The 21,008-nt window shown below is 42.3% G+C and carries 17 protein-coding genes; 8 read left to right on the top strand and 9 right to left on the bottom strand.

The genetic code is table 11. The features are described from left to right. The first annotated feature begins 40 nt into the window (after positions 1–40). Positions 41–229, top strand: coding sequence for a hypothetical protein (locus IFO69_RS13050; RefSeq protein WP_192010563.1), 189 nt, complete (start codon positions 41–43; stop codon positions 227–229). Between the two features lie 72 nt (positions 230–301). On the opposite strand, the gene IFO69_RS13045 is transcribed toward IFO69_RS13050, so the two are convergent. The 4 genes from IFO69_RS13045 to IFO69_RS13030 form a co-directional block, all read right to left on the bottom strand. Continuing rightward, positions 302–829, bottom strand: coding sequence for a YceI family protein (locus IFO69_RS13045; protein WP_192010562.1), 528 nt, complete (start codon positions 827–829; stop codon positions 302–304). A gap of 74 nt (positions 830–903) precedes the next feature. After that, a complete protein-coding gene (locus IFO69_RS13040) occupies positions 904–1,353 on the bottom strand; it encodes a MarR family winged helix-turn-helix transcriptional regulator (protein WP_192010561.1) in 450 nt (149 codons plus the stop codon). Positions 1,354–1,434: 81 nt separating this feature from the next. Then, positions 1,435–3,954 carry an ABC transporter permease gene (locus tag IFO69_RS13035; RefSeq protein ID WP_192010560.1) on the bottom strand — a complete coding sequence of 840 codons (2,520 nt, stop codon included), beginning with the start codon at positions 3,952–3,954 and terminating at the stop codon, positions 1,435–1,437. Continuing rightward, complete coding sequence (locus IFO69_RS13030; RefSeq protein WP_192010559.1) at positions 3,947–4,624, bottom strand: ABC transporter ATP-binding protein; 678 nt, start codon at positions 4,622–4,624, stop codon at positions 3,947–3,949. The genes IFO69_RS13035 and IFO69_RS13030 overlap by 8 nt, the downstream gene beginning before the upstream one ends. A gap of 189 nt (positions 4,625–4,813) precedes the next feature. Here IFO69_RS13030 and IFO69_RS13025 point away from each other — a divergent pair, with 189 nt between their 5' ends. From IFO69_RS13025 to IFO69_RS13015, 3 genes are all read left to right on the top strand, one after another. Further along, on the top strand, positions 4,814–5,503 hold the full coding sequence (locus IFO69_RS13025; protein ID WP_192010558.1) for an arylesterase: 690 nt from the start codon (positions 4,814–4,816) through the stop codon (positions 5,501–5,503). 386 nt (positions 5,504–5,889) lie between these two features. After that, positions 5,890–7,632, top strand: coding sequence for a GMC oxidoreductase (locus IFO69_RS13020; protein ID WP_192010557.1), 1,743 nt, complete (start codon positions 5,890–5,892; stop codon positions 7,630–7,632). 10 nt (positions 7,633–7,642) lie between these two features. After that, entirely contained in the window at positions 7,643–8,353 is a 711-nt protein-coding gene (locus IFO69_RS13015) for a gluconate 2-dehydrogenase subunit 3 family protein (protein ID WP_192010556.1), read from the top strand. A gap of 50 nt (positions 8,354–8,403) precedes the next feature. Here IFO69_RS13015 and IFO69_RS13010 read toward each other — a convergent pair whose 3' ends face one another. Then, entirely contained in the window at positions 8,404–8,847 is a 444-nt protein-coding gene (locus tag IFO69_RS13010) for a lipocalin family protein (RefSeq protein ID WP_192010555.1), read from the bottom strand. 168 nt (positions 8,848–9,015) lie between these two features. Between IFO69_RS13010 and IFO69_RS13005 the strand changes: the two genes are divergently transcribed. Further along, a complete protein-coding gene (locus IFO69_RS13005; RefSeq protein WP_192010554.1) occupies positions 9,016–10,389 on the top strand; it encodes a Gfo/Idh/MocA family protein in 1,374 nt (457 codons plus the stop codon). Between the two features lie 171 nt (positions 10,390–10,560). Here IFO69_RS13005 and IFO69_RS13000 read toward each other — a convergent pair whose 3' ends face one another. The 4 genes from IFO69_RS13000 to IFO69_RS12985 all read right to left on the bottom strand — a co-directional run bounded on the left by IFO69_RS13000 (position 10,561) and on the right by IFO69_RS12985 (position 18,049). Further along, positions 10,561–11,910, bottom strand: a complete 1,350-nt coding sequence (locus IFO69_RS13000; RefSeq protein ID WP_192010553.1) for an FGGY-family carbohydrate kinase — start codon at positions 11,908–11,910, stop codon at positions 10,561–10,563. A gap of 165 nt (positions 11,911–12,075) precedes the next feature. After that, positions 12,076–13,359 (bottom strand): TIM barrel protein, encoded by a 1,284-nt coding sequence (locus IFO69_RS12995; RefSeq protein WP_192010552.1) that lies wholly within the window; start codon positions 13,357–13,359, stop codon positions 12,076–12,078. Positions 13,360–13,361: 2 nt separating this feature from the next. After that, positions 13,362–15,470: a bifunctional aldolase/short-chain dehydrogenase gene (locus IFO69_RS12990; protein ID WP_192010551.1), complete on the bottom strand. Its 2,109-nt coding sequence runs from the start codon at positions 15,468–15,470 to the stop codon at positions 13,362–13,364. Positions 15,471–15,580: 110 nt separating this feature from the next. Then, positions 15,581–18,049 (bottom strand): glycoside hydrolase family 31 protein, encoded by a 2,469-nt coding sequence (locus tag IFO69_RS12985; RefSeq protein WP_192010550.1) that lies wholly within the window; start codon positions 18,047–18,049, stop codon positions 15,581–15,583. 208 nt (positions 18,050–18,257) lie between these two features. On the opposite strand from IFO69_RS12985, the gene IFO69_RS12980 reads away from it, so the two are divergent. The 3 genes from IFO69_RS12980 to IFO69_RS12970 are packed head-to-tail and all read left to right on the top strand — an operon-like array spanning position 18,258 to position 20,938. Then, positions 18,258–18,983, top strand: a complete 726-nt coding sequence (locus tag IFO69_RS12980; protein WP_192010549.1) for a (Fe-S)-binding protein — start codon at positions 18,258–18,260, stop codon at positions 18,981–18,983. Positions 18,984–18,989: 6 nt separating this feature from the next. After that, a complete protein-coding gene (locus IFO69_RS12975; RefSeq protein WP_192010548.1) occupies positions 18,990–20,363 on the top strand; it encodes a lactate utilization protein B in 1,374 nt (457 codons plus the stop codon). Further along, on the top strand, positions 20,360–20,938 hold the full coding sequence (locus tag IFO69_RS12970) for a LutC/YkgG family protein (protein ID WP_192010547.1): 579 nt from the start codon (positions 20,360–20,362) through the stop codon (positions 20,936–20,938). The genes IFO69_RS12975 and IFO69_RS12970 overlap by 4 nt, the downstream gene beginning before the upstream one ends. Positions 20,939–21,008: the final 70 nt, after the last annotated feature.

Genomic DNA, 21,008 nt, shown 5'->3' with positions numbered 1-21,008 from the left:
CACCCTTCTTGGGAATTGCGAAGAGATAAATTGATATAAGATGACCGAATTGATCATATATGCCGTCCTGTTCATTCTGCTATTTGGACATGCCATCATGGCCTCCATGATGTACAATACAGTTCATAAAGACGAAACATTGGGTCAAAAAGAAAAAAATGAATGGAAACTAAAAGCACTGGTGTTTCCCATTTATTTCTGGAAACAGTACAAACAGACCAAAAAGTAAAGACCAAAGAAAGACCATGTCAAACTTTTGACATGGTCTTTTCTTCCCTATGTGTGTTTAAATTAAGTTGGATTAACCTTTTACCAATTGGACACTGGCCAAAATCTTAATTTGATCGCCCACTACCACACTACCTGCTTCAGTCACTGCATTCCAAGTTAGCCCATATTCTTTTCGACTGATTTTTCCTTCTAACTCAAATCCTGCCTTGGTATTTCCGTAAGGGTCATCTGCTACCCCACCAAAATCAACGGAAAGCTCAATTGGCTTGGTTGTTTCCTTGATGGTCAGCTCACCTTTCAAAACATATTCTCCTCCTTCTTTTTCCAAAACACCATTGGAAAACTTCAGTTGAGGGTATTTCTCTGCATCGAAGAAATCTCCAGATTTTAAGTGTGCATCACGATCTGATTGATTGGTGTCAATACTATCAATGTCGGCAGTAAAACTTACTTTAGCACCATTGAAATCCTCAGATTCCACTTCTGCTTCTCCAGCAAACTTTTTAAATTTTCCGGTTACAGTCGAAATCACCAAATGTTTGGCTTTGAAATTAATTTCAGAGTGTGTTGGGTCGATAGTCCATTTTGTAGTACTCATAACAATTTGATTTTTATAGTTTTATAATTTAAGTTTTAACAATAAATGTATATACACGTATATAACGAAATTTTTTATCCTCTTAGTTTATCCAATAGATCATTTAACTGATTTACTTCTTCTTCACTGAGGTTGATTACTCTATCGTTAAAGTTTTTAATTTCTTCATCCAAAAGCTCCAAAAGCGCTAAGCCCTTCTGCGTAATAGTGATGTCTACTTGCCTCCTATCAGTTGGACACTCTTTTCTTTCCGCAAATCCCTTTAGTTTAAGTTTTTCTACTAAACGAGAAGCGTTGGACATTTTATTAAGCATTCTATCCTGAATAGAAGAAACTGTGATTGGATCAGGATAGTGACCACGTAAAATCCGAAGCACATTATATTGCTCAGGAGAAAGCTCATAAGGCTTAAAAAGCTTACTCTGATGGGTCACCAAATAACTCTGCGTGTACAATAAGTTCACCACTGCTTTGTTATATGGACTCTTAAAGGTCTTCTGTTTAATGGCTTCCTCTATCTTCATTTTATAACTTGCCTTTGTATTTAATGTATATACATCTATTTACACTAAAAGGTTTCACTAAGCAAGAAAAATTTTAAAAATTTACCCTCTTAATATTTCCATGGGAGGTTTGTTGATAATATTTCTTCCATTCAGCCATCCCAAAATCACGGTAATTGCTGTAATGATCACATAAATCACTGCTGCCTCAGCCCATGCCCAGCGAACCGGAAAATCGAAAACAAAAATGCTAAGCAAAGCCGTGGCCATAAAGGACAACAAAATCCCACTTAAGGATGCCAAACTTCCTAAAAAGAAATACTCCAATGTATTAATGGTTCTTACCACAGGGGAGCTTGCCCCTAAAGTTCGCAGCAAAATACTCTCTCTCATCCGCTGGTATTTGCTTATTATCAACGAACTGATCAGCACCAAAATACCGGTGACAATGCTAAAAAGCGCCATAAACTGAATCACAAAGCTGATCTTACTGAGTATTTCCTCTAATGTATCGACGATGGTTCCCAAATTGATCACTGAAATATTCGGAAAGGCCCGGACAATTTCATTTTGTACTTTTGCTGCTTGTGCGTCCGTCTTGGATTTGGTAATGACCACATGGAATTTTGGTGCCTTCTCCAATACATTGGCAGGAAACAATACCAAGAAATTGGTAGAAACCTGTCGGAAATTCACTTCTCTGAAAGACCCCACATAAGTGGTCATTGGCCGGCCTTGTACATTAAAGACCAGCTCATCACCAAGCTTCACCCCAGTGCGTTCAGCATAACCTTTATCAAAAGACACAAAGATGCTGTCTCCTTCACTTTCCACCTTATACAATTTACCTTCTGCTAATTTCTCTGACTCCACCAAAGTATCTCTATAGGTCACCCTAAATTCCCTATTATAAAGCCCTCTGGATCTTTGGTCATCATCAGGCAGCTCATTGTTTTCTGACTTATCCATGCCATTGATCTCATCCAAGCGCATGGTTACAATCGGCACTTCCTGCATAACAGGTAAGCCTTCTTTCTTCACGGCTGCTTTGACTTTATCTACCTGATTGGTCTGTATATCGAAAAAAAGCATATTAGGCTGATCTTCTTTGTCCGCAAACTGCACCTGATCCAACAACTGGTTTTGGATAAAGAATAAGGTAGAAATCATGGCCGTCCCCAAACCGATCGTCGCTATTAATGAGATAGTTTGATTATTGGGTCTATACAAGTTGGCTAAAGACTGCCTAATAGGATAACTAAGGGACAAAGGCAAAAACTTTCTAATCGCCCACATTATGGCCGTCCCCACCAACCAAAGTACTCCAAATGCAAAAGTCACAAAAACTGTAAAGCCCAAAGCTTGTTCCCAGCCATCCAGCAACATTAGACTAAACCCGAAGATGAAAACAGCTATTCCGATCATCACCAACCATCTCCATGGATCCCGTACAAACTTCGCCACTTCTGCATCTGTCCTAAGGGTCATCATGGGAGGAACCTTACGGATTTTAAGCAATGGCAAAAGGGCAAAAAGCAAAGAAATGAACAAACCTGTCAACACCCCAAAGCCCACCGAAGCCCAAGAAATCTGAACCGTCACTTCAACGGGTAAAAAATCACTAAATACTTGAGGCAGGACATATTGGATCAAGGTTCCCAAAAAAGCACCAAGAATCGACCCAATTAAGCCCATGATCATTATCTGAGTAAGATAAATCAAGAAAGTATCCGTTGATGATACACCCAAACACCTCAGCACTGCTACTGAGGGCAGCTTTTCCTTCACAAAAACATTCACCGCACTGGCCACTCCCACACAGCCCAAGAGCAATGCTATAAAAGCCACAAGGCTCAAAAAATCGGATAGGTTTTCGAATGACCTACCTGTCCTTCTTTTTCTATCTTCTACAGTATCTGCATCTATATGATCTTCTTCCCATTGATCTTGATAAGGCTTAACCAAATCGTCAACATTGGTATTTTCAGTAAATTTGAAATAACGCTGATAGTTAACTCGACTGCCGTATTGGATCAAGCCTGTTGCATCCGCATAAGCCATTGGTATATAAACCACAGGAGCCACTGTAGCCGTTATTCCAGTTTGTCCGGGCGCTTCATGCAACTCTCCCACAATTTCAAAATACACCTTGCCAACCCTTACACTATCTCCTACCTTCGCATCAAATTGATCCATCAGGATCTTCTCTACCAAAGCTTTCTTAGCCCCATCCTTAAATCCTATGGCTGCTGCTTCAGGTACAGTCTCCAGTTGTCCATAAAAAGGATAATCACCTTCCAAAGCTCTCACCTGCACCAATCTACTTTCTCCACTTTTCGGAAAAGCCACCATACTGGCAAAATTGACTTCTTCGGCCAATTCCTGGGCCATGCTATCCAACTCTTGATCACCTATAGGCTGATTATTCTCCAAGACCAGATCCGCTCCCAAAAGCTCCTTGGCCTGACTATCGATATCATGTTCCAAATTATCTCCAAAGGAATTGATCGCCACTAAGGCTGCAATCCCAATCACAATGGAGGATACAAACAATAATAATTTGACCCTGTTTTTCCGGAAATCCCTCAAGGCCATTTTTAAAATCCATGAAATTCTATGCATGTTGATTTTCTTGAATTTTCCCTCCTTTAATATGAATGATCCTGTTGGTTTTGGCTGCCAATTCTGCATCATGGGTAACCAGAATGAGAGTAGTTCCTGAAGCCTTGTTAAGATTAAAAATCAGGTCTTCTATCATTTCACCGGTTTCGGTATCAAGGTTTCCTGTAGGTTCATCGGCAAACAAGATTTTGGGTTCGTTAGCAAAGGCCCGGGCAATAGAAACCCGCTGCTGCTCACCACCAGATAGCTGGGTAGGATAGTGAGTAGATCGATCACCTAAACCTACTTCCTCTAAAAGCTCCATGGCCTTCTCCTTGGCATCTTTTCTTTTTTTGAGCTCCAGTGGAACCATTACATTTTCCAAAGCAGTTAGGGTCGGCAGCAATTGGAAATTTTGAAAAATAAATCCAATTTCCTGACTTCGAACTGCGGCCCGCTGATCCTCTGACAATAATTCCAAATGATGGCCATTTAACTTGACACTACCTGAGGAAGCACTGTCCAAGCCAGCACATAAGCCCAGTAATGTCGTTTTTCCACTTCCCGAAGGCCCCACAATGGCTATGCTGTCCCCAGCCTCCACAGCCAAGTTTACTCCATCCAAAACGGTAAGCTTGCGTGCTCCACTTTGGTAAATCTTACTTACATTTTCTACGGAAAGTATGGTCATAAAGCTAATTCTAAATATTATGTTGGAGATGAAACAATTCAGGCCTTATTTTTGGTTTATCTGAGTAAGTCCTGGAATATTGCTCAAAATAGATACGGGTTTCACTGAAAATTAATCATTTTTGATGATTAGGCTTCATTTAATTAATAACTATATAAATCGAAAATCTGCCAGAATAAGTTTCACTTTATGTATAAATTACACGTAATATCTCGATTATCATTGTTTTTAGGCTTTATCATCAGCTTTTCTGCCTGTAACAACGCTACTTCTCGGCGTGAAGAAGTAGTTCAAAAAAAAGAAGAAACCCAATCTAATGAGAAAAAATCAGAAAAGACCATACTCTTCTTCGGAGACAGCATGTCCGCTGGCTATGGTGTAGATCAAGAAGAGGCCTTTCCAGCATTGATACAGGATAAAATAGACAGTTTAGAACTAGACTACAAAGTAATCAATGGAGGCTTAAGTGGAGAAACCTCTGCCAGCGGATTGAGCAGGATCGATTGGTTTCTGGAAGACGAACCGACCATTTTCATTTTAGAATTGGGAGGTAATGATGGTCTTCGAGGAATACAACTCAGCGCCACAAAGGAAAACTTACAAGCTATTTTGGACAAGGTCAAAAATAAATACCCCAATACTCAACTAATGCTTGCAGGCATGCAAATCCCGCCAAACATGGGAGAAGACTACACTTCTGAATTTAAAAAAATCTACCCTGAACTAGCCCAAAACAATGATTTGATACTCATTCCTTTTCTCTTGGAAGGAGTGGGTGGAAACCCAGAGCTGAACCAACCTGATGGTATTCACCCCACCATAGAAGGTCATAAAATCGTTGCTGAAACTGTATGGAAACACCTATCACCAATCCTTTGATTGGTGATAGAATCCATCATCTAAAGTGCACAAAAACCATTCGTCAAATTCCGCTAATTTTTTAAAGTCAATTATACTTTTTACATTTTTATTAAAAAATCATTTCCCTCGTTCTCATTTTCATAATCAAATCATTTTTTTTTATTGAAAAAGCAAAAACATTGCTTAAAATCCATAACTCCAAGCAAAACTAAATCCTTTTAGCTAATTATTTTTTTATATATTTCCATTTGAAAAAAGACCCAAGATAATTTGGATTTTTATGCTTCAAAATTCCACAAGAAGCCTAAACATAAGCCAGCGGGGCATTTATAAAATCCATTCTTACTTCTTTGGTTTATTAAAATCTTGAATTAACTTAAAAGACAATTATAAAATAATTAAACATGAGTTTTCAAATCAATTCACCGGGAGAAGCCTATGACGTAATCATTGTGGGCTCAGGTGCCGGTGGGGGAATGGCATCCAAAATCCTCTCTGAAGCGGGATTTTCTGTCGCTGTTGTGGAAGCCGGGGGAGATTTTGACCCTGCCAAAGAAGAAGACAGGACACAGCTAAGGTTTCCTTGGGAATCCCCACGCAGAGGTGCCAGTACCCGTCTAAGGCCTTTTGGTGACTTCGATGCCGCTATTGGTGGCTGGGACATTGAAGGTGAACCATACACCAAAGCAGACGGAACTGAATTCGATTGGTTCCGTTCAAGAATGGTCGGTGGACGTACCAATCACTGGGGAAGAATTTCCTTACGCTTTGGCCCAAATGATTTCAAAAGAAAAGACATTGATGGAATGGGTGACAACTGGCCAATAGGCTACGATGACCTCAAACCATATTATGATAAAGTAGATAAATTGATTGGAGTATTTGGCTCTAAAGAAGGCATCTATAACGAACCTGATGGTTTTTTCCTTCCTCCTCCAAAGCCTCGTTTGCACGAGCTTTATATCAAAAAAGGAGCGGACAAAATGAGCGTTCCGGTAATGCCATCCAGGTTATCCATCTTAACCAAGCCTATCAATAACGAACGTGGTGCTTGTTTCTTCTGTAACCAATGTAACCGTGCATGTCAGGCTTATGCAGATTTCTCTGCAGGTACTTGTCTAGTCAAGCCAGCCATGAAAAAGGGCAAAGTGGACCTTTACACCTATGCTATGGTTAGAAAAGTAACCACTGATGCCAAAGGACTTGCTACCGGCGTTTCCTACATCAGTAAGGTGGACATGAAGGAATACAAATTAAAGTCAAGGGTGGTAGTTCTAGGAGCTTCAGCCTGTGAGTCTGCTAGAATCATGCTGAATTCCAAATCTTCGGTTCACCCTGACGGACTTGGAAATGGAAGCGGAATGATCGGTAGGTATCTCCATGACTCCACAGGCTCTGACCGAATGGGCTTTATCCCAGATTTGGTTGATAGACAAAAGTACAATGAAGACGGTGTTGGAGGTATGCACGTGTACACACCATGGTGGTTGGACAACAGCAAGTTGGATTTTGCCAGAGGTTACCATATAGAATACTGGGGCGGGATGAGCATGCCAAGCTATGGCTTTGGCTTTGGCATGGACACCATCAGAAAGCATATCAAGGATGAATTCGGCAATCCAGGTACAGCTGGAGGCTATGGGGCAGGCTTGAAAAAAGACATTCGTCGTTACTTTGGCTCCATGGTTGGCATGTCCGGTAGAGGAGAGTGTATCCCTAGGTATGACAATTACTGTGAGATCGATAACAACACGGTGGATAAATTCGGTATCCCTGTATTGAAATTCAACTATACCTGGAGTGATCAGGAGATCAACCAAGCCAAGCACATGCAGGACACCTTTGAAGAAGTTTTGACCAATGCAGGAGCAGTATTATTTGGAGAAAAAGCAGGACCTGAAAGCAAATATGGTCTTCATGCTCCTGGTAGAATCATCCACGAAGTGGGAACCACTCGTATGGGCAATGACCCTAAAACTTCAGTTTTGAACAGCAATTGCCAATCTCATGAGTGCAAAAACCTATTTGTGGTAGATGGAGGCTCATTTGTATCCCAAGCAGACAAAAACCCTACTTGGACCATCTTGGCATTGGCTTGGAGAACTTCCGACCATATTGTTAGTGAATTGAAAAAGAAAAATATCTAAAAATAGGGCGATGAATAGAAGAGAGAATTTAAAACTATTGTTTACAGGCTCATTGGCATCTGGTCTTTTTATGACTGGTTGTGGACCTGAAGCCCCTAAAGAAATCGCACATGCACCGGTAATTGGTGAAGGTACCAAGTGGGGCAGGACACCCGAAGAGATGGCTCACAATGCCGCCTTGAAAGAGGATGTTTTCTTCACCGAAGGTGAGATGGAAAAGCTCAACTACTTGGTAGATGTGATCATCCCTAAGGATGATGTATCTGGAAGTGCTACTGATGCCGGCGTACCTGATTTCATTGAATTCATTGTAAAGGATATGCCCCATTACCAAACTCCGATGAGAGGAGGTTTAATGTGGCTGGACAATCAAGCTGATGACCGCTTTGGCAAGACCTTTATGGAGGCAAGTACAGAAGAGCGTATTCAGATTATCGATGACATCGCTTACCCGGACAAGGCCAAACCAGCCATGAGCCGTGGTGTGAAGTTTTTCAATACCTTGAGAGACCTGACTTCCACCGGTTTCTTTACCTCACAAGAAGGCTTCAAAGACCTTGATTACAAAGGAAATCGACCAAATGTTTGGGATGGTATTCCTGATGAAGTAATGGCCAAGCATGGCTTTAAGTTAGAAGAAAAATATATTCCTATCTATATGAACCCTGATACTAGGGCCACTTTGGCCCAGTGGGATGATGAAGGAAATTTAATTGGTTAATTGTTTGTTTTGGATGTGGAAAGGCCGTCCGCTTAGGCGGATGGCTTTTTTTATGGCCTCACTTTTTCAAAAACCATCTTGCCCATCGTTTCTTTTCCCTCCACAATCGGCACAATCACCAACCTAGCTGCTGTCAGCTCCACTATCTTGGCTTTCTTTATCTTGCTGCTTTTCTTGATCAAGAGCGTGTCCTGATCCAATGTAAAATTGGCATGCTGTTGTACAATTGCTCCTTCCTTGAGGTCTGTATAGTGAAGGCTGTCCCCATCTTGAAAATGGTAAAAGGTATTTTCCAATAGCCTTTTTATTTTGTATTCCATGGCCTCTCTCTGTTCTCCCATAGCTTGTCTATAGGCTAAGGAAGACCTGACTTGATCCACCATATCCGCCTGAACCAGCTTCCACTCTCCTTTAAGCTTAGCTGGTTCAATGCGCTGGGCCAACGTCATTTTTCCCATAAAAATCAATAATCCAAACAAAATTAGTTTTCTCATTTTGGTCCAAATCGATGGTTTTAATAGTTAACGAACCGCTAAGGTAATCATTACAGTAAACATGTTAGGATTAATAGCATACCGCCTATGTATTTTCACCAAACTCAGTACAGATAAAGTCTTCATTTTAATTATATTATGTGGTACAAAACAATAACCCAAAACATAATGTCAGATCAATCTATTAACAAAAAACGAAGAGCTTTTATGCACAAGGCCGGCATAATGACTGCAGGCTCATTTTTTATTCATCCTATCGCCAAAGCACTATCCCTTAGGGATGATCCTGCCATAAAATTACGGATAGCATTGGTAGGCACAGGAATTCGCGGCACCAGCATGTTTGGCAAAAGCGTGATGGAAGACTATTCTAATGAGGTGGAATTTGTAGGGCTTTCCGATATCAACCCTGGCCGGTTGGCGTATGGAAAAAAATACATTGGCGCAGACTGCCCCACCTTTGTGGATTTCGATGAAATGATGGCCAAAACTAAACCAGATGTATTGATCGTCACCACGATGGACAGTACCCATGACCAATTTATCATTAAGGGACTGGAAGCGGGAGCCAATGTGATCACTGAAAAGCCCATGACCACCGATGAAATCAAATGTCAAAATATCCTAAACGCAGAAAGGAAAACTGGCAAACAGGTCATCGTAACCTTTAACTACCGCTACAGCCCACACCGCCAAAAAATCTATGAATTACTGCATAGTGGAGAAATTGGTACCGTAACCTCTGTGGACTTTCACTGGTACCTCAACACAGATCATGGGGCTTCCTATTTCAGACGGTGGCATGGTTACCGTGACAAAGGAGGCACTTTGCTGGTGCACAAAGCTACACACCACTTTGACCTGCTTAACTGGTGGCTGGATTCCGACCCACAGGAAGTTTTCGCCTATGGCAAATTGGAATTCTATGGAAAGAATGGCCCTTTCCGCCATACCAATTGCCGCCCTTGCCCCCACAAAAACAAATGTGATTTTTATTGGGACATCACCAAAAGTGAGCGTTTGACAGGTCTCTATACTGACAATGAACAATACGATGGTTATTTAAGAGATGGCTGTGTATACCGAGAGGATATCGATATCTACGACAAAATGGCCGTACAGATCAAATATATGAACGACGTACAAGTGAGCTATTCTTTAACTTCTTATTCACCCTATGAGGGTTATCGAATCGCTTTCAATGGTACCAAAGGTAGGCTAGAGGCATGGATCAAAGAAAGCCAACCATGGGAAGAGAAACCTGCTGATGAAATCCGTTTAACCAAAAACTTTGCGGATACTGAAATTATCACTATCCCTCACGCAGGTGGTGGACATGGAGGAGGTGATACCAGACTAAAAGACAAGCTCTTCAAGGATCCCAATATGGCTGACCCTTACCGTCAATCCGCTGGAACCAGAGATGGTGCCATGTCCATCTTGATTGGCATTGCTGCCCGGAAAAGTATTGAAAGCAATAAGCCTATCAGGGTGGCGGACCTGGTGGATATCAAACTGCAGGCAAAGCGACCAAAAAGTTAAATTCAAAAAGAGGTCGAAGTTTTAAAACTTCGACCTCTTTGTAACCATAAAAGGCATAGAGGTTTTTTATTGACCTTATGATTCATATTGTTTCAAGTCTTCAGACTTGAAAAACCGTCTCAAACTACTTGACGGAAAGTAGGATTTTTTCACTCAGTTATTAAACTCTTATCATTTAACGCCAACCCCACTTTTCTGCTCCAACACCAGAGCTGCTCCATAAGCCGAACCCAGTGGAAAATCAGAGAATTCCAATTCACAATCATGCAGGTAGTGCCTCAGCAATTCCATAAAAACTTCGTTGTGGACAAAACCGCCATCTATAAAAACTTTATGGATCTTAGAGCTTCCTTTGGCTAATTTCAAAGATGCCACCTGCAGCAATGTCAATCCCCAAATCAAGTGGTGATACGCTTCCTCAAAGGTGGCAAACCCCTCAGGCTTCCATTCATTTCCTCCAAAGAGTGATTTCACTAAGGGTGTTTCTGCAATATGCTTCGGGCAAAAAGTATTTATAACGGCTCCATCTTTAATAGGCTGCAGAATGGACCTGTCCACCCGGATATTCTTGTAATATTTGTCCGGTTTATTAAAATGCTTGTTGATTCTATCAATCTGGTAATTAAACTCATAACCCATAAAGAAGCGGGACGCTTTCACCGGATCACCATCAATACTCAAAAAATTCAAGCAGTCATTATCCAATTCCTCCTTGGTCAATGGATCCTGAGTAAAAGGATTCAAAGATATGCTCCATGTACCCGTGGAAATCAACAAAAAAGGTTCTTTAATCCTTACCAAATAAGAAGCCAAAGCAGAAGAGCTGTCATGGATTCCTACACCAACTTGAACTTCATGGCCGCAAAGCTCACTAGGGTAAGTCTGGCTTGTAGGTACCATTGAAGGCAGGATCCTGTCTATCCCTTCTTGCTTTACCCAATCATGATATTCTCCTTTCCGAAAGTTCCACAGCCGCGTATGGCAGCCTATAGATGTCGGCTCACTGACTGCTATTCCAGTAAAGAGGTAACTCAGGTATTGTGGAAAATGCAGGGAGAATTTGATCTTTGAAAACAAAGCAGGCCGGGTCTTTTTCAACCAATATAGCTGCAAACCCGAATTCAGCATTCCCAGGGATGGAGAAGCAGTTTCCAGATTATTGGTTTCTTCAGGATAACTTTGGTAAAACTCATCAATAATTACCTGAGGTATTTCTTTCAAATAATTATAAAGTGGCGTCAAAGGCCGGCCATCTTCATCCAGATGAACAAAAGAAGCCCCATAGGTGGAGAAGTTCACTCCTTTTAGTTCATAAGCTGAAGATTTGCAGATTCCATCTACTGTAGCTTTAATCCATTCGGTCAATACAGGCAAATCATCACATTCGAAACCATCTTCATCTTTGGTCAAAGGAATTTTGTAGTATTCCTGCTTGACCTCATTCATCTCTTCATCGAACAAGAAGAATTTCTTATTTGTTTTTCCTATATCAAATATGGCTATTACCGGTAATGGCATCATGGGCAATTGGATTTATGTTCTTTCCACACAGAACAAACATTCAGTACTAAAGTCCATTCCTTATTAAACCCTAAAGAATGGACTTCGTACCAAAAATAAATGTAATTGAGTTGTAATGGTTCTTAAATGGACGTGTAGTACAGCAATCCTACCTTCAAGAATAATTTAAAGTCCTGTTGAAACGGTTTTAGCACCCCGTGCTGCAATCAGTTCCTTACGGACATTCAATCTTCTAAAAGTTCCAATGGGATCCAAAGCCCCTCCAGCTTGCAACCTTGCTTGAGCCAATAGTGGACGCACATCCGTTCTGTAAGCAGCCTGAAGGATTTCCTGTGCCAATGTGGGATCATTATTTTCCCTTGCTTCCTCTAAAGCCGCTCGATCCACCAACATAGCTTGTGCGTAAGCAATTTTGATGGCCTCTAAAGATTGTAGTAAATCCTCCAATGGATCCTTCAAATTATGGCTAGCATCAATCATCCAAGCCGGGTATGGATTATTAGAAGTGGGGTCTTCCATGCCATCCACCAGTTCATTAAAGATCAAAAACAGCTGATAAGGCTTTAATGAGCCAACCGTCACATCATCATCCCCATACTTGGAGTCATTGAAATGAAATCCGCCCAACTTACCGACCATCATTAAGGTAGCAACAATCTGTTCAATATTGGTATTGGGCAAATGGTGCCCTAAATCCACCAAGCTAAAAGCCCTCTCGCCCAACTTATCTGCCAACATGTGCGAAGATCCCCAATCCTGGATCACCGTAGAATAGAAATTTGGCTCGTAAGGCTTGTATTCTACAAACATTTTCCAATCGGAAGGCATGCCCGCATAGATGGCTTGCAAAGACTCCAAAGTTCTTTGGAAAGCCTTTTTAAAGTTCAGCTGTCCAGGAAAAGAAGACCCATCCGCCAACCAAACGGTCAGTGATTTGGAACCTAAAGCTTCTCCATATTTCACCACCTCCAAATTATGGTCAATGGCCTGTTGACGAACGGCTTTGTCCACATGGCAAAGCGAACCAAACTTATAGGATAGCTTTTGATCCGGCTGATCCTGAAAGGTATTGGAGTTAACCGCATCAAACAGCAACCCATAACTATCAGCCAGTTGCTTAATAGCTTCCACATCTTCTGGAATATCCCAAGGAATATGCAATGATATGGACCCTGCAGACTGACTTAACTGGTGAAGCAACCCTACATCTGATATTTTGTCCTCCAAGGTACCAGGCTCACCTCCACCAGAAAAACGGCCAAACCGGGTTCCTCCAGTCCCTAAGGCCCAGCTAGGAATGGCCACTTGGAATTCTTTCAATTTACCGATTATGCTATTCGCATCGACGTCTTTTCGGCCAAGTACTTTGGACAAATGATCAAAACTCTCCCGATGTTCCGAGAGAGTCTGGTCATTCACTTGATTTATTTTTTGTTGATCTAAACGCATAATTATCTTACAAAGGCAGCAGCTACACCACCGTCCACATTGAGAATGTTACCTGTTGATTTGCTTAGGTCACCACCTACAAAGGCGAATACACCGTTAGCAATATCGTCCACACCAATGATCTCGTTCAATATCGTTCTCTTGGCATAGAAAGCTGGTAATTCTTCTACTTTGATTCCATAAGCTTTGGCTCTTCCTGCAGCCCATTCGCCTTCCCATATTTTGCTTCCTTCGATCACCGCATCTGGATTCACCACATTTACTCGGATTTTATCCTTGCCCAATTCCGCTGCCAACAACCTGCTCATGTGGACTTGGGCAGCTTTAGCTGTTCCATAGCCTACATTGTTAGGGCCTGACACCAGGGCATTCTTACTGGCAATATTGATAATATCTCCACCCAGTTTTTGCTCTCTCATAATTTCCACGGCAGCTTTGGAAACGGCAAACTGGCCTTTCACCAAAATATCCTGAAGCAAATCCCAGTCTTTTTCTGTGGTCTGTTCGATCGGTTTGGAAATGGCCAATCCTGCACAGTTCACAATGATATCCACTCCGCCAAACTTCAGCGTTGCTGCTTTTAGTGCCTTGACAATATCATCACCCTTGGTCACATCCATGATGGCTCCTGCTCCTACATCATTAGAATAAGTAGCTACTGCTTCATCTAGACGATCCTGATTGATATCGGTGATAAATACACAGGCGCCTTCACTGGCCAATTTGTCGGCGATAGCCTTTCCGATACCGCCCGCACCGCCAGTCACCAAAGCAATCTTTCTGGAAAGTGGTTGCTCTTTGGGCATTCTTTGAAGCTTTGCCTCTTCCAACAACCAATATTCAATATCAAAAGCTTCCTGCAAAGGCAAAGAAACGTATTCAGATACCGCCTCAGCACCACGCATCACATTGATGGCGTTGATATAAAACTCACTGGCCACACGTGCAGTCTGTTTGTTCTTCGCATAGGAGAACATCCCCACACCTGGCCATAAAATAATTACCGGATTGGCATCTCTGATAGCAGGACTGTTGTCACGCTTGTGGTCTTCGTAATATTTGGTATAGTAAGCCCTATACTCTTCAAAATCTTTATCCAGTTTGGCTTTGATTTCCTCCGCATTGCTCAGATCAACATCTGCTGGAAAATCCAATACCAAAGGTCTGATCTTTGTTCTAAGGAAGTGGTCTGGGCAGCTGGTTCCCAATGGAGCTAACTTTTCCAGGTCATGACTGTTGGCAAACTGCAACACTCGCTCATCATCGGTAAAATGGCCCACCATTCTATTATACCCTGAAGCCAAGCCCCTCAATACAGGAGCGATCTTGGCCGCTTGGTCTTTCCTTGCTTCTGGTACCAACGATTCAATTTTCTGACCACCAAATACTGGACGGTCCTTACCGTAGTTTTCTTCCAAATAGATGGAAGCCTTATCGATTACCTCCAAACTGTTGATATAACATTCGTAAGCAGTACCCCCCCACGTAAACAATCCATGTCCACCCAACATGATTCCTCGGATGCCAGGGTTTTCATTCAAAGCTTTCTCCAATTGCAGGGCCAGGTCAAATCCTGGTCTTTGCCAAGGCACCCAAGCAATCTGTCCTTCAAAAAGCTCTTGGGTGATTTTTTCGCCATCCTTTGCCGCAGCAATGGCAATCGCCGCGTCTGGATGTAGGTGGTCAATATGCTTGAAAGGCAAAAAAGCGTGCAATGGGGTATCAATGGATGGAGCCTTTGAGTCCAAATCATAAATGCAATGATTGAAAAGACCTACCATCTCATCTTCAAACTCCAAACCCCTGTATACGTTTTTCAGGGCATGTAATTTCTCTACATATAGTCCTGCAAGTCCGCTCTTTTTCAAAGTCCCGATGTCTCCACCAGAACCTTTTACCCACATCACTTCAGTTTCCTTTTTGGTCAAAGGGTCTGTTTCCATGGTCTTGCAGCTGGTATTTCCTCCACCATAGTTGGTAATCCGAAGGTCAGCACCCAAAATGTTTGACCGGTAGATCAAAAGGGCCACTTCATCCCCTTGTAGTTCCTGGGCCTTTTGGTCATCCCAGAGGTAATTCACATGCTTAAATGTTCTCTCTAATGTGCTCATTATGATTAGTTTTTTTAATTACAGGTTTGAAGTATATACTAGCGAATTTATTTTTTAATTTCATAAATACTGTCCTGTTGTGTACTGATGAAATCGAGACAAAAAGCAGCTTAATTATCATTAAACTGTTTAATTAGAAAGGTCAAAACATCTTCTGGCACTTTCTCTGAAACAGTCCACAGGACTTTCCCTGCTTCATCATAATGCCAACCCTTTTGGCCTGAGTGCACGGAATCAATTGAGATCATGGGCAAATCCTTTCCACTGACCAAAACAGTTTGAGGGATGCTATCCAAATGGAGTTTCAAAATATAATTTCTCACCCCTGGATCAAACTTCCCTTCGGATGCGCTGATTTTTATCTCCAGATTTTCAGCCCTTTGGTGGGTAGAAATTGTCGTTTGAGCATAAACCCCCTCCATGTACTTTTCTGAAACTCCATCATCCTCAAACAAATAAAATACTGCATCCCTACCTGGAAACACCTCCAAGGTAATGTCTCCATAATTTTCCTTGTTGTCAAAGGCCACCGCTTCCTGCATCGGAATGATCGCTCCAGCTTTCACAAAAACGGGCAGTTTTTCCAGAGGAGTCACGATGTTATAATACTGTTTGCCTTCATATGGCGTTCCATCCCAGTAGTCATACCAAGTGCCCTCTGGCAAGTAAACCGTTCTTGTCTGGGCTTCCTTGGTCAGTACGGGGCACACTATCATTTGGTCTCCAAAATAATATTGATCACCTATATCATAGGTATTATAATCATCTTGATGCTCCAATACCAATGCCCTCATAATAGGCTTGCCAGTTTGGTATTGCTGAAAAGCCGTACTGTAAATGTAAGGGATCAACCGATACCTTAATTTATCATATTTTGTAAAGATTTCCTCCGCTTTCTCACCATAATTCCAGGGTTCCTTATAACCGGGATGATCCATTCCAAACACATGGGCTATAGGGCTAAACATACCAAACTGTACCCACCTGGCAAACAGCTCAGGGTCTGCTTGATGCTCAAATCCCCCCATATTGTGTGACCAGTATCCTACTCCGGACATCCCAATATTAATTCCTGCTTTGATCACAGGCCCAAAATACTGCCATTCACTGGGCCAATCTCCTGCCCAAATAAATGGATAGCGCTGAATCCCAGCATAACCTTCTCGGGTATGGTTCATCCCCCGCATCCCATTATATTCCTTAAACTTCTCATAAGGGGCTTTTGCATAAGCGACAGGAAATACATTGTGCAACCGGACTGCTCGCTCACTTGTTGGACCTGTTTTGTTGCTTTCATTGGCCTTTCTACCAAAAGCACTGCCTTCGTCCGTTTTGAGAAACATGGCCCCTATTTCAGCAATCCGCATCACACCATTGTCCCACCACCAATCAACTGATGCTTGGTCAAAGACATTTACAAACTCCCCTAGGTTATGGTCTTCTGGATAAACATGTCCTTTTTCTCTGGCCTGGTCCAATAAATTGAGGTAATTTCCATTATCGAACCGTGGCCTGACATGGAGTCCTACCATGTTCACATCCATAGCATACAGGCTATCAAACATGCTTTTGGGATCTTTAAAAGTTTCCCTCCACTCAAAGGAAGTCGCCCCACTACCTCCATTTTTACCGAACATTCTCCATGTAGAATCCAAGTGAAGCACATCAAATGGAATTCCTTTCTCTCTGTATTTTTGTGCCAAAGCTACCACATAATGCGTGGAAGTCATTTCCTCATGCCCCCAAGTACCTCCACTGTAAGTACCCACGTGCAAACCATGTGCAAAACGAGGCAACAAGGGAGATCTCCCCGTCAGATCAGTGTAGTGGTATAGGATTTTGGAGAAATCAGGGCCATACATAAAGAAATAATCAAGTTCCCCTCCTTCAGCTTCAAAGCGCAAAGCTTGGGGCATGCTAGCCCCCATATCCCAGTGAGTTGCGTAAGAATTATGAAAAAAAATCCCATACCCTTTGGTACTCATAAAAAATGGAACCGGTGAATAGTTGGCTTCCAAAACATTGTAAGCTCCAACAATATGAGGCCTACCCAAGCCCCTTCCTACATTCAGATCCACCTGCTTTCCCCGTCGGTCCAAGAAGTCCATCCGCTCGCCAAAGCCAAAGAAATGTTCATCAGGAGACAAGGTTTTTGTAGTTCCTACTGTACTTCCCTCCTGATAAGCGCCTCCGCTCGCCACTTCTCCCTTTTCTCCAGAAAGTAAATTTCCATGCTCATCATATATCGAAAGCTGGAAAGTCTCTTTATCCACCATCACAGTCATTCTTTCTGTCTCAAAAACAAAGTCATCATTACTTTCTTCTACTTTTACAGGAATAGGCTCCCAATCCTGTTTCTTTAACATATAGGAGTATTCATTTTCAAACGCTTTGTCCCACACACACCTGATGCGTAGGATCTCAGGAGAATAAAATTCCAATTTCAGGGTTTGCGAAGCAGAACGGATCAGGTAGCTGTTTTTGTCTTTTGACAAATCACCGGAGCCAGTTTGACCAAGTGAAAGGCCTAGCGTGGTGAAGAAAATGAAAAAAGCTGCAAAGAAATGTTTAATATTCATGAAGCTATAAATTGATAATTTTGGGTTATTTAAGGTAACTTTATCTAATGGTTTGCTTTTGATTATACAGACCGAGCAGGAAATTTAACCTTTTAATCCCTTTTTGGTGTACTTTACTTACCTGCATGATGGGTGCGCCAAAAACAGTATGGTGCAGGATGAATAGCTAAGCTGTCGACAGTAAATTGGGATTTTGAAATACATAACTATGCGTGTAGGACTATTTATACCTTGCTACGTTGATCAGTTTTACCCTGACGTGGCCAAGGCAAGCTTGGAATTATTGGAGAAGTATAATGTCGAAGTGGATTATCCACTTTCTCAAACTTGTTGTGGCCAACCAATGGCCAACTCAGGTTATGAACGTTACGGTAAAGAATCTGCTGACCTCTTTATGAAAAACTTCGGTCACTTTGACTATATCGTTGCCCCATCCGGGAGCTGTACCCTTCATGTTAAAGATCATGTACTGCCCAAAGACGATAAGACTCCACAGATTTACGAACTATGTGAATTTTTGACAGATGTGCTCAAAGTCAAAGATATTGTTTCCAGTTTTCCGCATAAAGTAGGCTTCCATTCTTCTTGCCACGGACTTCGGGGATTAAGGTTGGCTAAATGTTCAGAAAGAATGGACCCTGAATTCAATAAGCCCCTTTCTCTTTTGAACAAGGTCAAGGGCATTGAAATGGTGGAGTTGGACAGAAAAGATGAATGCTGCGGCTTTGGAGGAACATTTGCCGTGGCAGAGGAGGCCGTCTCCATCACTATGGGCAATGACCGCATTGCGGACCACCAAAAGAACGGAGTAGAAGTCTTGACAGGCGCAGACATGTCCTGTCTCATGCATTTGCAGGGCCTGCTAACACGCCAAAAAAGCCCAATAAAAGTCATGCACATTGCTGAAATCCTTAATGGGAACCCCGTGAAATAACCAATTATGAAAGGACATACCCACGCTCAAGCAGCGGAAGAATTTATAAAAGATGACGCCAGAACCCATTGGCATGATGAGACCCTTTGGCATGTGCGCCAAAAAAGGGATTTATCTGCTCAAGGAATTCCTGAATGGGAGACCCTCAGAGACACTGCCTCCGCCGCCAAAAACTATGTACTTTCCCACTTAGGAGAGCTTTTGGAACAATTTGAGTCCAATGCATTGGCCAATGGGGTAGAGGTGCTTTGGGCAAAAGATGCCAAGGAACACAATGACCACGTTTACCGGATTCTTCAAGAAAATAAGGTCGCCAATATTGTCAAAAGCAAGTCTATCCTTACGGAAGAATGTGGCTTGAACCATTACTTGGAAGACAAAGGCTATGAAGTAGTGGATACGGACCTCGGAGAGCGAATCATCCAGTTTGCCAAGCAAGCTCCGAGTCATATTGTCCTACCTGCCATCCACCTTAAAAAACAGGATATTGGAGAGATCTTCCACAAGCACATAGGTACACAGGAAGGTGCCAGCGACCCCAAATACCTTACTGAAGCTGCCCGGCAGCACCTTAGAAAAAAATTCATTGAGGCCAATGCCGCCATCACAGGAGTCAACTTCGGCATAGCGGAAACAGGCGGTTTTGTAGTCTGTACCAACGAAGGTAATGCCGATATGGGCACGCACTTAGCAGATATACACATTGCTTGCATGGGAATAGAAAAGCTGATTCCTCGAGCTGCTGACCTTGGTGTTTTTCTACGACTTTTGGCACGCAGTGCCACCGGACAAAGTATCACCAACTATTCTTCCCATTTCCACCGACCTGCCCAAGGGAAAAAGATGTATATTATCTTGGTGGACAATGGCCGAACGGAACAGTTGGGCAGGGAAGACTTCAAAAACTCCCTCAAGTGTATTCGCTGCGGGGCCTGTATGAATACTTGCCCGATTTACAGAAGAAGCGGTGGCTATAGCTACAACTCCACAGTTCCTGGCCCAATAGGCTCCATCCTTTCCCCAGGCAAGGACCTAAAAAAATACAGTACCTTACCATTTGCCTCCACCCTATGTGGCTCTTGCTCAGACGTCTGCCCTGTTAAGATCAATATCCATGAGCAGCTTTACAAGTGGCGACAAGTAATTACGGAAAACACGGATGTGGATGCCAGTAAGAAATTGGCCATGAAAGTAGCCGGTGTGACATTTGGCAAACCAGTTCTGTATGACTTAGCTGGAAAGATGGCCCGGACAGCCCTCAGGATCACTCCTGACAGCTTGGTGTACAGTAGCATCAATGTATGGGGAAAACATAGGGATTTACCTCAGGTGCCCAAGGAAAGTTTCAAAGAGTGGTATAAGAAAAACAGAAAATCATGAGCAGTAAAGCAGCAATATTAGCAGCAATTCAAAAGAATAAGCCATCAGAAACACCTTTACCTGCTTTACTGAACTTTCCTGACCAACCTGATTTGGTGGAGAAGTACCAGAAAGGCCTTTCAGGAAATGGAGGAAAATTAATCGAAGCGGGTTCCTTAGAACAAGTCCAACAACACATTTCAGAAAACTTTGCCGAGGATCAACTGATTGCTTCTTTGGTGGATGGAATAAAGGGGAATGTCGATGTACAGCAAATTTCCGATCCTCATGACCTAGAACATGTCGAATTGGCTATTCTTAAAGGAGAATTGGGGGTGGCTGAAAATGGAGCTATTTGGATGCCGGAAGAAAATGTCGTTCATCGTGTGTTGCCTTTTATCGCCCAACACTTAATCATCATTCTGAAGGAAAATACGTTACTGACCAATATGCATCAAGCTTACGACCAAGTAAATGTATCCGCACCGGGCTATGGTGTTTTTATAGCAGGACCTTCCAAAACAGCTGATATAGAACAGTCGCTGGTTATCGGTGCCCACGGTCCAAGAAGTTTAACCGTGTTTTTGTTGAAATAAAAATTGTCTTTGACATAGAAAAAGCCCTCTGATCCATTCCACTTGTCAGAGGGCTTTTTAATTGTATTAG

The organism is Echinicola arenosa (genome assembly GCF_014841125.1).
GTDB lineage: Bacteria > Bacteroidota > Bacteroidia > Cytophagales > Cyclobacteriaceae > Echinicola > Echinicola arenosa.
This window is presented reverse-complemented; position numbering and strand designations above follow the sequence as displayed.

Coding starts and splice junctions, on each gene's coding strand:
- IFO69_RS13050 (WP_192010563.1), top strand. CDS start 41: ATGACCGAATTGATCATATATGCCGTCCTGTTCATTCTGCTATTTGGA.
- IFO69_RS13045 (WP_192010562.1), bottom strand. CDS start 829: ATGAGTACTACAAAATGGACTATCGACCCAACACACTCTGAAATTAAT.
- IFO69_RS13040 (WP_192010561.1), bottom strand. CDS start 1,353: ATGAAGATAGAGGAAGCCATTAAACAGAAGACCTTTAAGAGTCCATAT.
- IFO69_RS13035 (WP_192010560.1), bottom strand. CDS start 3,954: ATGCATAGAATTTCATGGATTTTAAAAATGGCCTTGAGGGATTTCCGG.
- IFO69_RS13030 (WP_192010559.1), bottom strand. CDS start 4,624: ATGACCATACTTTCCGTAGAAAATGTAAGTAAGATTTACCAAAGTGGA.
- IFO69_RS13025 (WP_192010558.1), top strand. CDS start 4,814: ATGTATAAATTACACGTAATATCTCGATTATCATTGTTTTTAGGCTTT.
- IFO69_RS13020 (WP_192010557.1), top strand. CDS start 5,890: ATGAGTTTTCAAATCAATTCACCGGGAGAAGCCTATGACGTAATCATT.
- IFO69_RS13015 (WP_192010556.1), top strand. CDS start 7,643: ATGAATAGAAGAGAGAATTTAAAACTATTGTTTACAGGCTCATTGGCA.
- IFO69_RS13010 (WP_192010555.1), bottom strand. CDS start 8,847: ATGAGAAAACTAATTTTGTTTGGATTATTGATTTTTATGGGAAAAATG.
- IFO69_RS13005 (WP_192010554.1), top strand. CDS start 9,016: ATGTCAGATCAATCTATTAACAAAAAACGAAGAGCTTTTATGCACAAG.
- IFO69_RS13000 (WP_192010553.1), bottom strand. CDS start 11,910: ATGATGCCATTACCGGTAATAGCCATATTTGATATAGGAAAAACAAAT.
- IFO69_RS12995 (WP_192010552.1), bottom strand. CDS start 13,359: ATGCGTTTAGATCAACAAAAAATAAATCAAGTGAATGACCAGACTCTC.
- IFO69_RS12990 (WP_192010551.1), bottom strand. CDS start 15,470: ATGAGCACATTAGAGAGAACATTTAAGCATGTGAATTACCTCTGGGAT.
- IFO69_RS12985 (WP_192010550.1), bottom strand. CDS start 18,049: ATGAATATTAAACATTTCTTTGCAGCTTTTTTCATTTTCTTCACCACG.
- IFO69_RS12980 (WP_192010549.1), top strand. CDS start 18,258: ATGCGTGTAGGACTATTTATACCTTGCTACGTTGATCAGTTTTACCCT.
- IFO69_RS12975 (WP_192010548.1), top strand. CDS start 18,990: ATGAAAGGACATACCCACGCTCAAGCAGCGGAAGAATTTATAAAAGAT.
- IFO69_RS12970 (WP_192010547.1), top strand. CDS start 20,360: ATGAGCAGTAAAGCAGCAATATTAGCAGCAATTCAAAAGAATAAGCCA.